Raw genomic sequence first — 17,933 nt, 5'->3', positions numbered from 1 at the left:
GTTTACCATGGCTAAACCGGTTTTTGCCAAGAACCGAACGAAGAGCCTGCCGCTGATTACCCGCCGCTTCGTGAAGACCAAGCTTATTGGACTTGAGGCGGACAAAGGACTTATTTTCAAGTGCTTCCTGTATGTCATCCTCATTGATACGGCTTATATCTATCTGAATCCGATTATCTATATGATCACGAGCATGATTAAGGATGCTGTGGATTTGATGGATCCAGCCGTGACCTGGGTGCCTCGGGTGCTTTATTTCGGGATGCTTCAGGATGCATGGGAGATGCTGCAGTATCCCAAAGCACTCACCATCAGTTTATCGCTCTCTACGGGCATTGCCGTATTCCAGACCATCTCCTGCGCAATTGCAGGTTATGCGTTTGCCAGGCTAGATATCCCTTTGAAGAACTTTTGGTTCTTCTGTTTGCTGCTCACCTTCATTGTACCGCCGCAGCTGACTGTACTGCCGAAGCTAATTGCAGCTTCACAGCTGGGGCTGCTTGAGTCTTATGTTCCGCTCGTGCTGCCGGCGTTATTTGGGCAAGGAGTCAAGGGGGCGCTGTTCGTCATTATTTATAGGCAGTTCTTCGCCAAACAGCCGAAGGAGCTGGAAGAGGCGGCGATGATGGATGGAGCCAATCCTTTAAAAGTGTTCTTCCGAGTGATGCTGCCGCTGGCAAGGCCTGCCATTGTCGTCGTTTTTCTGTTCTCCTTTGTTTGGAACTGGAATGATTTTTACACACCGAGCATTTTCCTGCACGGTATGGAGGATCAGCCTCTATCTGTCGGTGTAGCGAGCATAACGAATGAGATTAACATGCGAGCCGAGGAGATCGGGCCGTCCATCTATGATGAGCCGATGAAGATGGCCGCTTCGTTCCTGATGATTATGCCTCCGCTCATTCTGTATATTTTTGCACAAAGATGGTTTGTAGAAGGAGTTGACCGCACAGGTCTCGTAGAGTAAGAAGAATGAGGCTCACCATTTCAATTGGGGAAGGGGATACGATATACCGTGATTAAGAATCTGGAGAGTATAAAGGGATTGCAAACGATCCAAGGCTTAAGATCGCAATTTCTGCAACCCGATGGAGTATTCACCCCCATGCCTTTCTGGTTCTGGAACGGAAGGCTGGAGCGGGAGGAGCTGCTCCGGCAGCTCCGAGATTTTCGTGATAAAGGAGTCGAAGGCTTTGTTCTTCACCCGCGTATCGGTATACCAGATACCCTTGGTTATTTATCCGATGAATTCATGACGCTCGTCGAAGCTGTGGTAGATGAAGCAGCGAGTATGAATATGCGTGTCATCCTGTATGATGAAGGAATGTATCCATCAGGCAGTGCCAATGGTGAGATTGTACGTCGTAATCCGGAATTCGCAAGCCGCGGGCTTATTATGATAGAACAGCCAATGAAGAATACACCCGAATGGAGCATCCCGCTGGAGGAAGGCGACCGTATTGTATCGGTGCAGGCGATTCGCCGGACAGGGAATGATCTGGAAGGAATTGAAGCCAGTAAGACACAGATCATTGAAATGGCAGAGGATTTTGGCAGCACCGTGAGCTATACTCCGCCCGATGCAGGGGAATGGTCATATGTCGCTTTTATCGACCGATTAAGCTTAGGGACGATTCGCGGTATCCATTACGGGCAGGACGATGGAGAGCCGGGGGCACCCCGTGCAGCCGATCTGCTGAATCCGGAAGCTGTGCGAATGTTCATTGAGCTTACGCATGAACGGTATTACGGGCGGATCGGCCGCCATTTTGGCAGCAGCATCATTGCCATGTTCACGGATGAACCGGATTTGCTCGGGAGAAAGCATCGTAAAGGCATGCTGCCCTGGACGGCAGGATTCCTGGAGGAGTTCATCCGCAGCGGGAATCGGGAGGAGGAGCTTATTCTCCTATGGCTTGAGAGCGGTGACTATACAGCTGACATTCGGAGACGCTACCGCAAGGCGGTAAGACACAGAATGGAGCAGAGCTTCTATAAGCCGCTTCATGATTGGTGTGAGGCGCATGGCATTGCGCTGACGGGGCACCCTGCGGCGAGTGATGATATGGGGCTGTTACGCTATTTTCACATTCCCGGTCAAGATATCGTTTGGCGCTGGCTTGCTCCAGAAGGAGATCTCGGTATAACCGGCAAGCACAGCACGATGGGGAAATGCTCGGCCGATTCGGCACGGCACCGGAACAAATTAAGGAATTTAAACGAGTGCTTTGGTGTATGCGGCAAGGGTAACAGCTGGGCTCTAACAGCAGATGATATGAAATGGTATTTGGACTGGCTCTTTGTCCGGGGCGTGAATCTGATATGTCCACATGCTTTCTATTACTCGATCGAAGGAGAGCGGCTTCATGAGCGAGCTCCCGATGCAGGGCCGAACAACATCTGGTGGCCGGAGTATAGCCGTTTCTCGCAGTATATCAAACGGATGAGCTGGGTTATGACGGGGAGCATCAATCAGCCGGAGCTGTGCGTTCTGTGCCGTGCGGATCACTTGTCCTGGGAGCTGGCTAGACCGCTGTATGAAGGTCAAATAGAGTTCAATTATTTGGAGGAGGAGCTGCTACAGGAAGAAGCTGTTCTTAAGGACGGAATGATGAGCATAGCAAATCAGCGCTACCGTATTGTTCTGCTGGAGGATGTAGAGCAGTTTGAACCGAACACAAGGGAGAAGCTTAAGGAATTTGTCCGGCATGGAGGAATCGTTGTGGAGCACAATCGAGGAACTGCACTGCCTGCCAGCGATGCCGAACCGGGCTGGGAGGTTCTTCACCCCCTTGAATCCGTTGCAGATCGAGTGGAGCAATTGCTCTCCCACCGAGCTGAGTTCAAGCCCGTAAGCCCTGGCCTAAGAATCAGTCATGTCATAAAGGACCATATTCATCTGTATGTGCTTGTGAACGAAGGCGAAACAGCAATCCAAGGTTCTGTATTCATTAACGGTGAAGGTAAACCTGAGTTGTGGGATGCCTGGAGCGGTACCATCACTCCTGTGCAGGCTGAAGCGAGAGATGGCGGAATGGATATCGCCCTAACCATAGATCGCAGACAATGCCTGGTACTCGCGCTGGACCCAGATGCCTCATCAATTATTGACCCTGTTAGCACCAAGCAAGAGACTGTTGCTCAGGACTTGAGTGAGGGCTGGCAAGTCGATGGAGCAGAAGGAGCAAACTCGCTGACCTCATGGACAGAATGGGAAGGAAGAGAGCATTTCTCAGGTACGGTGACGTATACTAGAGAGCTTGAATGGAAGCCATCGGCTTCCTATACAGATGTCATTCTGGATCTAGGGGAAGTCCACGAAATGGCAAAGGTGTTCCTGAACGGGCAGCTTATAGATACGAAGCTGTGGTCTCCGTACCGCTGTTCATTATCCGATTATTTGTTGACAGGCAAAAATGTGCTGCAGGTCGAGGTAACAAATACACTGGCAAATCGTTATGATCAGGTATCATTACCTTCTGGAATGCTCGGTCCAATAACGTTGACTATCTGTTTGGAAGTTTAGAATCCATATCGAAAATATCCTTGCTGGAAAATGAGGGGTTACATATCGGCCTTGACCTTATGGGTTAAGGTTTTTTATCTTCTTGTGCTGAAAAGTATGCTTCCAGGCAGGGCTTCATTGGGCATATGAAATAGGTTGCCTTTTACTGCATATCTATGTAAATTAATAATGTATTCGCTTTAATTTCCAAATTAAGGGGGAGGGGAATGATAAAATATCCGAGCTCCAAAGGAAAGTATTATCGTAAAACGCTGCTTGTCATTCTGTTCGCTGCAAGTATTCCCGGTCTCCTCGCGAGTCTCGGTATTTACGGGTTTGCGGTAGGGGCTATCAAGAACGACATGACAGAGCTGCACCGCAAGCAAATGGAGGAGCGGGCAGCCAGCATGGATGATCTGCTGGGATATTTGGAGCAGAGCGTAGCTAATTGGACCTTGGAATCAAGCTTTGGCGAAGATCTCAAGAAGGTGGATTTTTCTCTTCCCGCAAACAGTAATGAGCTGCGGAATATAAGTCAGGTGCTTCATATCATCCACGGATCACATCCTTTAATTTCGCAAGTTCAATTATATATTCAGCAAGAGAATGAGCCCTATTTGTTTAATCCACAGCTTACATACCTGCATGAGCCTAAACTGCAGCAAGAATATGAGAACTTATTAGCCCGCCCTGAGCGATTTGTGTGGAGCACACAGCCTACCATATTTCGGGGGGCATCTCAGGAGGGGCCTGCCAAGAAGGAGCCGGTCATTATGCTGTCGCACAAAATAAGTGGGACAGACGGTGCATCATTTGGCGTGCTCATGGTGTCACTTGTACCAGAGAAGCTGCTTGATCAACTGATGGCACTGACTCCATACAATGAGGGCAGCGTATTTCTGCTGGATGAGAATATGAAGCCGATGGTGTCCAGCAATGAGGGAGTTGAGGCAGAGGTATTCGAACGCAGTCTGCGAGAGGATATTTTAAAGACAGGACAGCCGAGTGGGAGCAGTATAAAGGAGTGGAGAGGCGTCACCTATTCAGTGTCCTATAATACGTTTGATCGTCTAGGGGAGCAGTGGACCTATGTTGCTGCAGCGCCAATGTCAGTGATTACATCTTCAGTGGAGCTCATTTCCACCATTATTTTTACAATCAGCCTGCTGATGCTGCTCACAGCTCTGTTTCTCTCCTGGATTGCTTCACGCCATATATACTCTCCTGTCGAACAATTTGTCACACTGCTCAGAGGTAATAAGCAGCTTGAGCACCATGCTTATGATATGGATGAATTCAAGCTGTTTGAGCAGGAATGGCAGGAAATTTCGCTCGAGAGCAAAGCACTTCAGCTTCGACTGGAGGAGGAGCTGCCCAGAATTAAGGAGAGCTTCTTGCTTCAGCTCGTACAAGGGCATTTGCAAGCCTATTCTGAGAAGGATATTCGCGAGCGGATGAAGCATTACGGATGGAATGTGTCTGACCGCAAATTCACTTTCATTATCATGCAGCTGACCGGTCAGGCAGGCACCCCTTCTCGATTTGATATCGGCGAAGAAGGGCTGGCTGCCTTTGCTGCAGCAAACATTATTGAAGATACCGCTAGAGATCACTTGCCTCAGTATAGTGTTCTAAGTTTCCATAATCTGATGATTGGTGTGCTCGTTATTCAACCTTTAGAGGAGGTTCAACAAAACGACCTTCAGAGCTTTGCCGAAGCGCTGACAGCTGCAGTGAGTGGAACTCTTAGACTTGCAGTTACTGTGACGATCAGTCAACCGACAACGCTTGTGCGATCACTTCCGAATCTATTCATTGAGGTGAATCAGGCCGCTTCTTTACGGCTGTTCAGAGATGAGAATCAGATTATTGACATGAACCAGGAGTATGTTCATTGGGATGAACATACCGAATCAGGGAAGAGCACCAATTATCCATTTGCACTGGACCGTGAAATGAGCGAGGCGATGCGTATGGGTGAACAAGAGAAGATGGAGCTCTTGGTTGATGAGTTTTTGGGAGAAGTATCGGCAGGACATGAGAAGGAATATTGGGTACAGCAATGTGTTCTTCAGCTGTATGGCAGCATGCAGTATGTCATCCTGCAGACAGGAATCCAGCCTCACCAATTGTTCAAAGGAAAGAACATGTATGAGCAGCTGTCCATGATTCGGGAGCCCCGCATACTCTCGCAGTGGTTGAAGGAGTCCGTCATCCATCCGTATATGGAGCACCTCAAGAAACGGACCAATATTCAGATGAAACGAATGGTCGAAGAGACGATCCGATATGTTCATCTGCATTATATGCATGATTTATCACTGGACAGCTGTGCCCATAACGTGGGAACCACGCCCTACACGCTAAGCCGTTTGTTTAAGCAGGTCACTGGCGTCAATTTTGTTGATTATTTAACCGATTATCGCGTTGTCCAGGCTAAAAAGCTGCTGCGAACAACAGATTTAAAAATTAATGAAATCGCAGAGGGGGTCGGCTATAAGCACAGCTACTTCAATCGCATCTTCAAGAAATATGAAGGGATGACACCAAGTGAATACCGGGATGAGTGGAGAGCAGGCTGAGCCCGTTGAACCCGCTGAACCCGCTAGAACTCACGAAACGGCCGATCGCCTTCAAATAATTTCTTGAATTCCTTGGGTGCCATTCGAGTGACTTGTTTGAATTTACGATTGAAATGCGACACACTCGCGAAGCCGACCTGCTCTGATATATATATAATCTTGTGATTGGACTCGCGCAGCAGCTTCTCGGCTTCACGAATGCGGAGTGTATTGATGTATTCCTTGAATGTGAATCCCGTCGTTCGCTTAAACAGCCGGCTCAAATAAAATGTGCTGATGTGAAATTGCCCTGCAAGCTGCTCAAGTCCCAACTCCTCACGAAAATGCTTGTTGCAATACGCTATAATTTCGGCCATCCTTGCGTTCATGGAATCCTCCGGAACAGCGGGCTGGTCTGTTTGTGTTTTACGAGTGGAGAAGAGCAGGAACTGAACGAGCAGAGATTCTAAATACAGCTCTTGACCGAAGGAGTCCTGCTGATTAAATTCGTGATGCATTTGAAACATCAGCCGTTCAATATAGCTCTGGTCCCTGATACTGAATTGGACCTTGCGGTTATCCCGGTCGAACGGGGACAGCAGAATTTCCAGCTGATCATTAGAGAAGCGGCGTAAGAACCGGCTGCTGAAATAGAGCACCAGTCGTTCATGATCTGGTGACTGATGATCAGAATCAACGGTTTTATGAATTTCATTTTTACCTATGAATAGAAGACTTCCTTTATCAATTGAATAACGTTTGTTCTCAATGTAATAGTAGCGATGCCCCGACAGAAGATAATACACTTCGTAATAGTCATGATAATGATATTTTGGCATCATATAGCTTCCTTTGCGCTTGGCCGGATAAATAGCGAAATCCTTCACGTATCTCACCTCCAGATGTAAGCATTTTGAAGATGGTTATAGTATAGCGCTCCTTGTTCGAGATAGATAGAAATAAATCCATAAAATAAGAGCAAAAAAGATCAAGGTGATGAAACTTAAGGCAAGAAAAGGTTAGAACGGTACCGCGAGCCATGGTAAAACTGAGATAAGATCAAGAACGAATTGAAAGAACAGTGAACTGATGGATGAAGCTCCACACACGAATGGTCTGAATCGCAAAATGTAAACGCATTCTTCGATGCGAACTACCTTAGGAAGGAGACCTTGTACGTGATGACTGCAGAGATGAAGGACGGTAATAGAAGCAGTAAAAGCATGCTGGTCACGAGATATCCTTCTTCGTGGTGGAAGAGCAAATGGAGGGAAGCCCTGCCTTCCGGAAACGGGGTCATCGGGGCATCCGTGTATGGAGGTGTGCAGGATGAAACGATCCTGATCAACCACCTCGGTCTATGGCACGGCGGACAGATCGGCCTTCTTCCCGACGTCAGTCATACGCTTAAGGATACACGAAGACTGATGGATGAGGGACGGTTCCAGGAGGCCAGCTGGGTTCTTACCCGCGCGCTTAAGGAAAAAGGGTATAACAGTACACTGTCTGCTCCTCTTCCACTTGCGGATTTAAGACTCTCGATGACAGGTCAGGAGGCATTTCGGCATTATCGGCGCAGCTTGAATATGGAGACGGGAGAAGTGGCCGTATCCTGGCTGGATGGGGAGGTGGCATATGATAGGAGCTTGTTTGTGTCGCGTGCGGATCACATGATCGTATACAGGCTCAAATCTAGTGTTTCCAGCATAGATGCGTCCCTTACGTTCGATATCCATCCAAGTGATAATCCCTCTAGGGCTGAGCAACTGGAAGCTTTGAAAGAGACGACAGATTTGGCAGCACAGGGGGAGTTTATGTCTTTTGCCGCGAGGCATGAGAATGGAACGGATTACGGTGCAGTTCTGAGGGTACAGACAGACAGCGGCGGAGAGGTAAGGCAAGAGGGAGGAGGGCTGTGGGTCACGAATGCTCATGAGGTCCTTATTTTCGTAAAGGTATTTACAGAGGAAGCAAGGAGCAAGGCGTGGTCTCGTCTGAGAAAAGAATTGGCAGAAGTGAGTTCCTCTTACACAGAACTGCTCGAAGCGCATGTATTGCTTCACAAAGCCCTGTTTTCTTCCGCTTCCGTTGAGCTGATCAGCTCAGAAGAGTCTGAGAATTACGAGAACAGATCTACGGAAGAATTGCTTCTAACCGCTTATGACGGTAAGGCCTCTGTCTCTCTGCTTGAGAAATTGTGGGCTTACGGGAGGTATCTCTATATTTCTTCCACTGAAGAGAATGGTATGCCGATGCCTTTATATGGGTTATGGGGCGGAGATTACAGACTGATGTGGTGTCATTACATGGCTAATGAGAATGTGCAGATGATGAATTGGCATGCACCTGTTGGAGGTCTATCCTCTCTGATGAAGCCGTTGTTTCGTCATTATGATTCTCTACTCGAGATCTTTAAGGAGAATGCCCGTAAGCTATACGGTGCCAGAGGCATCTTCATTCCGGCAGGAACGACGCCGGGGATCGGAAGTCCGACCCAGATCGTTCCGGTCATCTTGAATTGGACCGGTGCAGCCGGGTGGCTGTCGAGGCATTATTATGAATATTACCTGTACACAGGAGATGAGCAGTTCCTGAGAGACGAGGCGCTGCCCTTCATGACGGAGGCTGCCTTATTCTATGAGGACTTTCTAACAGAAGACGAGGAAGGGCTGCTCCATATATATCCTTCGGTCTCACCCGAGAATACGCCGGGCAATTACATGCCTGATGCGGGAGAGTCACTGGATCATCCGATGCCGACGGCAATCAATGCTACCATGGACATTGCTATCATTAAAGAGCTGTTCACGAATCTTATCGAAGGCAGCCGAAGAACGGGAGGCAGTGAGGAGGATATTGTTCGCTGGGAGCAGATTCTGAAGCGTCTTCCTGTCTACAAACTGAATGAGGATGGAGCCCTGAAGGAATGGATTCATCCCGAATTTCATGACAGATACAATCACCGGCATCTGTCCCATATCTATCCTGTATTTCCGGGTCAGGAATTTGCGCGCGAGGAAAGTCCGGAACTGTTTCAAGGATTGGAGCAGGCTGTTCATATGCGAGTTCTTGGAGCACAGACCGGCTGGTCGCTGGCACATATGTCTGCGATCTATGCCAGGCTGGGAGACGGTGAGAAGGCGATAGATTCACTGGATATCTTGACCCGCTCTTGTCTCCTTACGAATCTCTTTACGGTTCATAATGACTGGAGAGATATGGGAGTTAGTATGAATAAAGCTCAGGCGCCGATTCAGCTCGATGCGAGCCTCGGGATTACGAATGCTATTCAAGAGATGCTGCTGTATGTATCCCCACGGATGGTGAAGCTGCTGCCGGCACTTTCTGACCGGCTGGAAGCTGGCTCTGTTCGAGGATTTCGATGTTGTACCGGAAGCATTTCAATGACTTGGAACAAAAGGACAAGGAGCTTTGCAGCAGAGCTTAAGGCAGAGCGGGCCACGGATATTACGATTGTTCTTCCAGACATCGCATCTAAATATCGACTAACCGGTGTAGACCTCAATATCCATGCCTCAACGATCTATTCCCACACTTATGACATTCAGATGGAGCCAGGCCAAGTGCTGTATATTGCAAATGAGGAGGGCTAATGGATGATTAGTCTATGGAAACGCCAAGTTTCAATGACATTGCTGACGGCTATGCTGGCAGTTATCGCAGTCCCCTATCAAGCATACGCACAGGATGAACCTCCGTCTGCTGTTCAAATAGCGGCAGACAGCGAAGCTCTCCCGGCTTTTCCGGGAGCTGAAGGAGGAGGCATGTACACTACCGGAGGACGAGGCGGCGATGTCGTGTATGTGACGAATCTGAATGACAGCGGTCCCGGTTCGTTAAGAGAAGCGGTCAGCCAGGGGAACCGGACGGTTGTATTCAAAGTGTCAGGAAATATAACGCTTGACTCTCCGCTTCGTATCCGAGGCGACAACATCACTATAGCAGGGCAGACCGCACCCGGTGACGGCATCAGTGTCAACAACCATTCGACTTATATCGAGGCAGATCATGTGATCATACGTTATATGCGCTTTAGAATGGGGGATCACACCGAATCAACCGGCGATGGCATGTCGGCCAGAAGGTATAGCAATATCATGATTGATCACTGCTCTGTCACATGGGGTGTTGACGAAGTGCTGTCTCCTTACGAGAACCAGAACACCACCGTGCAGTGGTCCATTATAGGTGAAGCTCTTCATATGTCCAGTCATTCGAAGGGAAGACATGGCTTCGGTGGTTTGTGGGGAGCGGGCATGCAAGCTATCATCATAACATTTTGCTCCATAACTCAAGCCGTAACCCTAGAGTAAAAGGAACGCTGGAAGACAATCAAAATTTCGATTTCAGCAACAACATCGTGTACAACTGGAATTACCTGAGCGGTTATGGCGGAGATCAAGCAGATATTAACATAGTGAACAACTACTACAAGTATGGACCGGATACGTTATTGGACAAACGGAGCATCATCCTCAGTCAGACCGGGGCGAATGGCAAGCTTCATGTATCAGGCAATGTGATTGACGGAGATCCGGCAGCGACTGAAGACAACTGGATTGCCGTGAATCCGGATACGGGCAAGGAGCTGGTATATGAACCTCTTCAAGTTACACCGGTTACTCTGCAATCTGCAGCAGAGGCTTATGAGCTGGTGCTGAATCAGGCCGGGGCAATTCTGCCGAAACGGGATTCTATCGATGCCAGACTTGTTAATGATGTGCGTAACCGGACAGGAAGACAAATCAACCATCCAGAGGAAGTGGGTGGATGGACTGAGCTTGCCAGCAAGGCGGCACCTGATGATACAGATCTGGACGGAATGCCGGATACGTGGGAGCTTGAGCAGGGCCTCAATCCGAATGATGCTGCGGACCGGAATGGCGACATCAATGATGATGGATATACCAATCTGGAGAACTATTTGAACAACATAGTGGGAAGCGGTTCCATCAATCCGGAGGTTGAGATCGTTTCACCGGAGATGAATGCCTTGAAGGGCCAGCCAGGGAAGATCATGATTAACGCCGAGGCATCTGATCCAGATGGAAGTATCGCCAAAGTCGAGTTTTATGCAAGCGGTGTTAAGCTTGGAGAAGATACATCCGCTCCTTATCAATGGAAATGGGATGACCTGCCGGAAGGCAGCTACTATATTACAGCTCGAGCGGTAGATAACAGCGGTACAAAGACGGACTCTGCTGCAGTCGTCGTCCATATTAATGCTAACGGTGAGCTTGGGGCTTGGAGCTCTGCCGATATCGGTGAGCCGGGCATAGCCGGTCATGCTGACTTGAGAAATGGTGTATTTACAGTGAAAGGAGGAGGGAATATTGATCCGCTCTTCGCCGGTAACAGCGGGAAGACGAATGAAGATCAGTCCTTTCAATACGTATATCAGCAGCTCGAAGGCGATGCAGAGTTCATTGCAAGACTGGATCAGTTGTCTGAGACGGCTCCTCATAATCGTTCAGGACTAATGATCCGCAGCAGCCTAAGTCCGGCAGCCAAAGAAGCGATGATCGGATTTTCGGTTAGAGGCGACCAGTATTGCTCCGTGTTCTACAGCAGACAAGACGAAGGGGGACAGATGGTACAGACCCCACCGATTCCATCGCTGAGCACTCCTTACTGGTTCAAGCTGGTTAAGGAAGGGAATACCATCACCGGCTATCACTCCGCTGACGGTGTAGCCTGGACGGAAGTGTCGTCTGTCACGATGGCAGGGCTGGATACCTTTTATATTGGTATGGCCGTTGACGCGGGAGATGAGAATAATCCGGTAGAGAATTATAATACTTCTCTGTTTTCCGAAGTGCAGCTGTTACAGCAGTAAGATTTAGGTTTCTCTTGATTCTAACATTTGAAGGGGGATCATTATGAACAGTCGCAAATTTTACTCCGTGATGTTGACGCTATGCTTAAGCTTGGTATGGATACTTAGTGCTTGCAGCTCGGGTGGAACCGGAAGTGCAGGCAATACAGGCGGAGGGGAAGAGCCTGGAGGAGCGGCGGCAACTCCTGTTGTGGATAACAAAGATGGAAAAGATACATTGTATGTGTATTCCAACAGCGGAGACTCTGTAGAGAGCTGGAACGAGCGCTTTGGAGATCTGCTGAAGGAGAAGTTTCCGGATTATACGATCGAATACATTCCGAAGACCAATGAGGTTGGTCTGAAGGAATTGATTACAGCGGGTCAGCGTATTGATATTTACTGGGAATCCATCGGCGGATTCTCGACATATCTAACGGACTTCGATCTTCAGTACGATATGACGGAGCTGATTGAACAGCATGAGATCGATATGAACCAATTTGAACCCACCATTGTCGATGCGATTAAGCAGATCTCCGGAGATCAAATATGGGGCGTACCTGTCTTTAACAACACGATGGTGCTGTACTACAACAAGGACTTGTTCGATAAATTTGGAGTCGATTATCCGGTTGACGGAATGACATGGGACGAAGCAGCGGAGCTGTCCAAGAAGCTGACACGTACCGAAGGGGATAAGTCCTATGTCGGCTTATCTTCCTCAGAGACCCATCTTCTTCTGATGAATCATTTATCCATCCCTTATGTCGACCCGGAAACGAAAAAGTCTACACTCGATCAGGATGAGCGTTGGAAAAACTTCTATGAGACCGTATTCGTTAAACCAGCGGATGTGCCCGGCTACCGCGAGTATATGCAGGCCCATGAGAACAAGCTGCCTTATCGTAAGGAATTCCTTGAAGCTCAGGAGCTTGCGATGTTCGGCTGGCTGTCTTCGATCACATCAGTATTTCCTGACGAGTTCTCAAAAATGAACTGGGATATGGTCGCGATGCCGACTTTTGCGGATGCACCTGGAATTGGTACACAGGCCTACCCTACCTACTTCAGTTTAACGAAGATGACGGAGAATAAAGATGCGGCAATGGAAGTCATTAAATATCTCGTCTCGGAAGAAGTACAGACGAAGCTCTCCAGAAACGGAATAATGCCGGTTCTGAATAATGACAGCATTATCGAGCAGTATGGAGCGGACAGCGTATACCAAGGCAAGAACTACGGTGCGGCGTTCTTCAATGAATTTGCGGAAATTCCTTATAAATCGGATCACGATCGCACGATTAATACACCATATGCCAAGGCAGCACCGAGAGTGGTGCTCGAAGGCGACTTCAATACGATCTTCAGAGAATACGCGGAGGAATCTAACCAGAAGATGACAGATGCCGGGGCAGAGTAGTTTATAAAGACTATGTATACCCTTGATTGAAGCAGCTAAAGGTATTATGAAATTGATTCAAAACGCCGCATCCGATAAGGATGCGGCTTCTTTATTGGTGGGTATGCATAACACGTGCTAGGCTTCTTCAATCTTGGGATGAAGACGTTCCTCCTAGCAGCATGAAATATCTAAAATTGGAGTGAACTAACTAGTGAATACGCTCTATCCTCTTACTTTTGTATAACTAAAGCAAGTGCTGCTATGTTATGGACGCTATGCAAAGGAATAGAAGCAGACGCATCGACACCTAATAGGGAACGCTTTCAATTAAGCTCTGGAAGGGAACTTTAATAAGTTCTCAATCTGAACAGCCTGCCCGGTTCTCATCGAAACGTTGCCCGCTATACCAGTGAGAATGGACATGGCTCCGTCCAGATGGGATGCGGAACGGTGGAATGGATCCTCCGGTGGTGTGCCGAACAAGTCTTCCAGCAGAATGGGGTCCGCTCCGCCATGACCACCGGCTTTATTTTCCAGCTGAACCTCATAAGCATCCTCCCACATCGGCTGAACGAGAATCTGTCTGAGCCTTGTTGCTCCTTCATCGGTCTGTTTGCCGCCGGAATTAACATATGATTTTTCACCAATCCGCATCTGAATGCGTCCTTTGGTTCCATTGAAGGATACCATATGGCCTTCCCATGGGGCATAAGCATGAAGGGAGTAATTGAGCATCGCGTTATTTTTGTATCTGACAAGCACGTTCATCGTGTCTTCAATCGAAATACCCTCCCCAAACACACTTTGATCCCGTTGGTAGCCGTCCTCGTGCTCAGCGTCCAGGTACAGTCCTTTTAATGAAGGAGATTTCTCAAGGTCCAGAGCAAAAGGATCCTCCTTGGCTGCCGGATTGCCGTATGCACGCTGATAGAAGGAGTTTACGCCTCTCTTTTCGGCATTTTCCTTTCCATAGAATAATAGATCTCCCATGGCAAAGACCGTCTTCGGTTCGGAGTTCAACCAGAAGTTAACCAGATCGAAGTGGTGTGTCGATTTGTGCACGAGCAGCCCGCCGCTGTTGCGTTTATCCCGGTGCCAGCGCCGGAAATAGTCCGCTCCGTGTCTCGTATCCAGCAGCCACTCAAAATTGACGTGCAGCACATCGCCGATGACCCCATCCCGAATCAATTCCCTTACCTTGGTCGCATGAGGAGAATAGCGGTAGTTAAAGGTCACGCGTACCTTCTGTCCGGTCCGTTCAACGGTGTCGATGATCTGCTGGCATTTATCCTCGTCCACGGTCATCGGTTTCTCGGTAATGACGTCACAGCCGAGCTCCATTGCCCGAATAATATAATGATGATGAGTACGGTCAATGGTCGTTACGATGACCACATCCGGTTTCTCCGTGCGAATCATTTCATCAAAATCAGCGGCTTTGTAGGTAGGAATGGGGCGATAATGCGGGAACTTCTCAGCGAGCCGGTTGTTCGCATAATTCATGCGGGTCTGATTCGAATCGCAAAAGGCGACCAGCTCAGCGCTGTCCTGATAACTGCCCACGATCGCTTCATAGAAGAAGGATGCCCGTCCTCCTGTACCGACATGTGCATAACGTTTTTTAACTGCCAATATCATCAGCCTCCTCTATAAACTACTGTCAGAATAGTACAAAAAAAGGTAAGCTTTCTACACAGTTGTTGCTAAATTGACCTATTCTTGATCAAATTTGTCCGACGATGATAAAAAGTTAATACCGGGTGCCAAACGAAAAAGCGATGTTTAAAAACATGGATGCGGTTCGTTCGTACAGGCACGAATGGGTGCATGCCTACATACATTAGTTAGACGACAAAGAATGTAGACTCTGAAGAATGTAGGAGGTGTCACCCGTGCCTGGTATTTTTACGGCCATTGCCCTATTTATTAAGGAATTGACACTGCTTGTCTCTTATGTGAAGAACAATGCATTTCCTCAGCCGTTATCAGAGGCAGACGAAGCCAAACATTTGAAGCTGATGGCAGAAGGCGATGCAAGATCGCGTAATCTTCTGATCGAACATAATCTGAGGCTGGTTGCCCATATTGTGAAGAAGTTCGATAACACCGGCGAGGATTTGGAGGATCTTATCTCCATCGGGACGATCGGGCTGATTAAAGCAATCGAAAGCTTTCAGCAGGGAAAAGGGACCAAGCTCGCAACATTTGCGGCCCGTTGTATAGAAAATGAAATACTGATGCATTTGAGGTCATTAAAAAAGACCCGTAAGGACGTATCACTCCACGATCCGATCGGAATGGATAAGGAGGGTAACGAAATTACGCTTATCGATATCCTCGGCACGGAAGCGGATGAGGTCATGGATAAGGTCCAGCTCAAGATTGAGAAGAGTAAAATCTATCAGAACCTCGACATTCTCGATGAACGGGAGAAGGAAGTTGTGGTCGGACGTTTCGGACTTGAAGCTGGCGGAGAAGAACGCACACAGCGTGAAATCGCGAAGGAGCTCGGCATCAGCCGGAGCTATGTATCCCGAATTGAGAAGCGCGCACTAATGAAGCTGTACCATGAGTTTTACAAGGCAAAGCAATGACAAACTTATCTATAAAGGCTACTCATTGGAGTAGTCTTTTTTGTGGAATCCAACTGCTATAATTGCCATTATTTTATATACTTTTGGTGCATGTAACGATTGGAGGTTGAAGGTTATATGAACAGTATTAAAGACTTAAGTAAGTTCATTAAACTAACCGGTGAAAGAGCAAAGTTGGATGCTAAAGCGAATAGCACTTATATCGTCTATAAAACGAGAGAAGGACATTTTGTCAAAGAGTATAGTAATGGCCAGATCGAACAATTGAAGGAACAGGATCTTCACCATGAGTGAATCTACTGCTACCATGTTTGTATTTGCAGGAAATAACGGCAGCGGGAAAAGTACGATCCGGAATCTAATGCGGTTCTGCTGGTGAAGTCATACTGGAGGCCGATTATGCAACAATAAAACAATACATATCACCCTTGCCGAAGTGGGTAGAAAATATTCTTCGCCTGCAAGAGAGGCATAGCGTACAAGAATAAACCAGATCTGATAGAGGCGACTCTTATGAGTTGCCTTTTTTCTATATAATATCTTAACAAACATACGGGGTGACCTATGATAGATCGCTTCAAAAGATTTATTTATACTTAATAGTTATAGCAAGTCATCCCATGCTAGAATATATGCTTGCAATTTTAGTATGTTATAATTTTCTGTACATCAAATATTAGGGAGAGACATCTATGATACCATTTCATCATGATCATGTAGGAAGTCTGTTGCGTCCTGCGAATTTAACAGAAGCTCGTGAACAGTATAAATCTGGCGCAATTACACTCGAACAGCTGTCAAAAGTAGAGAACGAAGAGATCATTCGGGTTATTGACAAGCAGAAGCAGAACGGTGTCCTGGGCGTTACAGACGGAGAATTCCGTAGAAGCTGGTGGCACTTTGATTTCTTGGGTGGGCTTGATGGTGTGGAGTATTATGAGAAAGATACGGGACTTAATTTTCATAAGATGGAGACGCGCAAGGAGGGTATTCGGGTCACTGGTAACATTGATTTTTCATCGCATCCGTTTATTGCGCATTTTCAATTCCTTAATGAGCATGCGGGGGAAGCGGTAGCGAAACAGACGATACCAAGTCCTAATATGCTGGTTTATCGTGTAGACCAGAATGAAGAGATTTATCCGGATCGCGAAGCTTTCCTCCAGGATACGATTGCCGCTTATCAAAAAGCGATTCAAGCGTTCTACGATGCTGGCTGCCGTTACTTACAATTAGATGATACTGCTTGGGCGGATCTCTTCTCGGAGGAAGGTCACGATAAGCTTCGTGCCAAGGGCCTCGATCCAGCTGAAGAGATGAAGATTATGCAGCGAATGATCAATGAATCCATTGCAAATAAACCTGAAGATCTAGTCATTACCATGCATATTTGCCGGGGTAACTATAAATCCAATTTCTTTGCAAGCGGCGGATACGATTATGCTTCGGAGACCATTTTTGGGGGCCTCAATGTAGACGGGTTATTCTTGGAGTTTGACGATGAGCGTTCCGGAGGTTTTGAACCTCTGAAATATGTAAATCGCCCAGGTTTAAAAATTGTACTGGGGCTAATTACGTCCAAATCAGGCGAACTGGAGGATAAAGAGAAGATCAAAGCACGTATCGCAGAAGCAGCAGCCTATGTGCCGCTCGAACAGCTCTGCTTGAGTCCGCAATGCGGCTTCTCTTCGACAGAGGAAGGAAATATTCTATCGGAAGAAGAGCAGTGGGCCAAGCTTCGCTTTGTTAAAGAAATTGCGGATGAGATTTGGACATAAATCTATTTATATACGGCTTGGATCGTGAGAGGGAGCGAATTTTGCTCCCTTTATTTTTGTGATAACAGCTGACGGTTTGATGAGATTGGACTCAGGAGTGTTAAATTACATAATCAATATTTAAATGAGGATAATATTGGGTGTACGTATGCGAACGTATGTGCTATAATGATTTCCATATTTCCCTTATGTAAGTTGCTCCTTCTTGTTCACACCTGGGGATATATCACAACTACAGATTGGGCAGAGAAAGG

Annotated in this window: 12 protein-coding genes; 10 read left to right on the top strand and 2 right to left on the bottom strand. The window is 47.5% G+C overall.

Annotated elements, in window-relative coordinates; translation table 11 throughout:
* Positions 1-7: 7 nt before the first annotated feature.
* The 3 genes from PUW25_RS19180 to PUW25_RS19170 all read left to right on the top strand — a co-directional run bounded on the left by PUW25_RS19180 (position 8) and on the right by PUW25_RS19170 (position 6,087).
* Positions 8-967 (top strand): carbohydrate ABC transporter permease, encoded by a 960-nt coding sequence (locus PUW25_RS19180; RefSeq protein ID WP_274337388.1) that lies wholly within the window; start codon positions 8-10, stop codon positions 965-967.
* Between the two features lie 48 nt (positions 968-1,015).
* Positions 1,016-3,526 (top strand): glycosylhydrolase-like jelly roll fold domain-containing protein, encoded by a 2,511-nt coding sequence (locus PUW25_RS19175; protein ID WP_238546455.1) that lies wholly within the window; start codon positions 1,016-1,018, stop codon positions 3,524-3,526.
* A gap of 206 nt (positions 3,527-3,732) precedes the next feature.
* Complete coding sequence (locus tag PUW25_RS19170) at positions 3,733-6,087, top strand: AraC family transcriptional regulator (protein ID WP_274337386.1); 2,355 nt, start codon at positions 3,733-3,735, stop codon at positions 6,085-6,087.
* Between the two features lie 23 nt (positions 6,088-6,110).
* Here the strand turns inward: PUW25_RS19170 and PUW25_RS19165 are convergent, their stop codons facing one another.
* Positions 6,111-6,953, bottom strand: a complete 843-nt coding sequence (locus tag PUW25_RS19165; RefSeq protein ID WP_047913199.1) for an AraC family transcriptional regulator — start codon at positions 6,951-6,953, stop codon at positions 6,111-6,113.
* A gap of 294 nt (positions 6,954-7,247) precedes the next feature.
* On the opposite strand from PUW25_RS19165, the gene PUW25_RS19160 reads away from it, so the two are divergent.
* The 4 genes from PUW25_RS19160 to PUW25_RS19145 are packed head-to-tail and all read left to right on the top strand — an operon-like array spanning position 7,248 to position 13,325.
* Positions 7,248-9,680: a glycosyl hydrolase family 95 catalytic domain-containing protein gene (locus PUW25_RS19160; RefSeq protein ID WP_274338232.1), complete on the top strand. Its 2,433-nt coding sequence runs from the start codon at positions 7,248-7,250 to the stop codon at positions 9,678-9,680.
* Positions 9,681-9,683: 3 nt separating this feature from the next.
* Positions 9,684-10,400, top strand: a complete 717-nt coding sequence (locus tag PUW25_RS19155) for a hypothetical protein (RefSeq protein ID WP_274337385.1) — start codon at positions 9,684-9,686, stop codon at positions 10,398-10,400.
* A complete protein-coding gene (locus PUW25_RS19150) occupies positions 10,331-11,923 on the top strand; it encodes an Ig-like domain-containing protein (RefSeq protein ID WP_274337384.1) in 1,593 nt (530 codons plus the stop codon). The genes PUW25_RS19155 and PUW25_RS19150 overlap by 70 nt, the downstream gene beginning before the upstream one ends.
* A gap of 43 nt (positions 11,924-11,966) precedes the next feature.
* Positions 11,967-13,325 carry an ABC transporter substrate-binding protein gene (locus PUW25_RS19145; protein WP_047913198.1) on the top strand — a complete coding sequence of 453 codons (1,359 nt, stop codon included), beginning with the start codon at positions 11,967-11,969 and terminating at the stop codon, positions 13,323-13,325.
* A 309-nt stretch (positions 13,326-13,634) separates the two neighbouring features.
* On the opposite strand, the gene PUW25_RS19140 is transcribed toward PUW25_RS19145, so the two are convergent.
* On the bottom strand, positions 13,635-14,945 hold the full coding sequence (locus PUW25_RS19140) for a Gfo/Idh/MocA family oxidoreductase (RefSeq protein WP_205054808.1): 1,311 nt from the start codon (positions 14,943-14,945) through the stop codon (positions 13,635-13,637).
* Between the two features lie 254 nt (positions 14,946-15,199).
* On the opposite strand from PUW25_RS19140, the gene sigK reads away from it, so the two are divergent.
* From sigK to PUW25_RS19125, 3 genes are all read left to right on the top strand, one after another.
* Positions 15,200-15,901, top strand: a complete 702-nt coding sequence (sigK, locus tag PUW25_RS19135) for an RNA polymerase sporulation sigma factor SigK (RefSeq protein ID WP_047913196.1) — start codon at positions 15,200-15,202, stop codon at positions 15,899-15,901.
* Positions 15,902-16,018: 117 nt separating this feature from the next.
* Positions 16,019-16,195, top strand: a complete 177-nt coding sequence (locus PUW25_RS19130) for a hypothetical protein (protein ID WP_205052565.1) — start codon at positions 16,019-16,021, stop codon at positions 16,193-16,195.
* Between the two features lie 398 nt (positions 16,196-16,593).
* Positions 16,594-17,679 carry a 5-methyltetrahydropteroyltriglutamate--homocysteine S-methyltransferase gene (locus tag PUW25_RS19125; RefSeq protein ID WP_205052566.1) on the top strand — a complete coding sequence of 362 codons (1,086 nt, stop codon included), beginning with the start codon at positions 16,594-16,596 and terminating at the stop codon, positions 17,677-17,679.
* Positions 17,680-17,933 lie beyond the last annotated feature (254 nt).

Origin of the sequence: Paenibacillus urinalis (genome assembly GCF_028747985.1) — a bacterium.
In the GTDB taxonomy this organism is placed as follows: domain Bacteria; phylum Bacillota; class Bacilli; order Paenibacillales; family Paenibacillaceae; genus Paenibacillus; species Paenibacillus urinalis.
This window is presented reverse-complemented; position numbering and strand designations above follow the sequence as displayed.

Bases quoted from the DNA above. Each gene is read 5' to 3' on its own strand.
- PUW25_RS19180 (WP_274337388.1), top strand. From the start codon at position 8: ATGGCTAAACCGGTTTTTGCCAAGAACCGAACGAAGAGCCTGCCGCTG.
- PUW25_RS19170 (WP_274337386.1), top strand. From the start codon at position 3,733: ATGATAAAATATCCGAGCTCCAAAGGAAAGTATTATCGTAAAACGCTG.
- PUW25_RS19160 (WP_274338232.1), top strand. From the start codon at position 7,248: ATGACTGCAGAGATGAAGGACGGTAATAGAAGCAGTAAAAGCATGCTG.
- PUW25_RS19155 (WP_274337385.1), top strand. From the start codon at position 9,684: ATGATTAGTCTATGGAAACGCCAAGTTTCAATGACATTGCTGACGGCT.
- PUW25_RS19145 (WP_047913198.1), top strand. From the start codon at position 11,967: ATGAACAGTCGCAAATTTTACTCCGTGATGTTGACGCTATGCTTAAGC.
- PUW25_RS19140 (WP_205054808.1), bottom strand. From the start codon at position 14,945: ATGATATTGGCAGTTAAAAAACGTTATGCACATGTCGGTACAGGAGGA.
- PUW25_RS19130 (WP_205052565.1), top strand. From the start codon at position 16,019: ATGAACAGTATTAAAGACTTAAGTAAGTTCATTAAACTAACCGGTGAA.
- PUW25_RS19125 (WP_205052566.1), top strand. From the start codon at position 16,594: ATGATACCATTTCATCATGATCATGTAGGAAGTCTGTTGCGTCCTGCG.